This is a genomic window from Apilactobacillus kunkeei (assembly GCF_005930975.1).
Taxonomy (GTDB): domain Bacteria; phylum Bacillota; class Bacilli; order Lactobacillales; family Lactobacillaceae; genus Apilactobacillus; species Apilactobacillus kunkeei_E.
This window is the reverse complement of the sequence record NZ_VBSE01000005.1, coordinates 1-240: the sequence shown is the minus strand read 5'-3', so window position 1 is coordinate 240 and position 240 is coordinate 1. Positions and strand designations below refer to the sequence as shown.

The following is a 240-nucleotide window of genomic DNA, read 5'->3' as shown; positions in this document are numbered from 1 at the left end:
AGTGAAGCATAAGGTTGGAAACAAGATTTATAAGGACAGTGAATTAAATGTTTCAACTGACACAAATTCACAAGTTATTAACATCAATGTTACTTCTCACGATGCAAAGCAAGCGGCTAGAATCGCTAACATTACTGCTTCTACCTTTAAATCTAAAATCAAGAACATTATGAACGTAAATAACGTTTCAATTATTTCAAAGGCTAGAGAAATCAAGAAGCCAATCTTCCCTAAGAAGGG

General features: G+C 33.8%; 1 pseudogene. It reads left to right on the top strand.

Going from position 1 to position 240, the window contains the following annotated elements:
- Window positions 1-240 (top strand): annotated as a pseudogene (locus tag FD688_RS07295) (hypothetical protein); the annotation flags it as partial.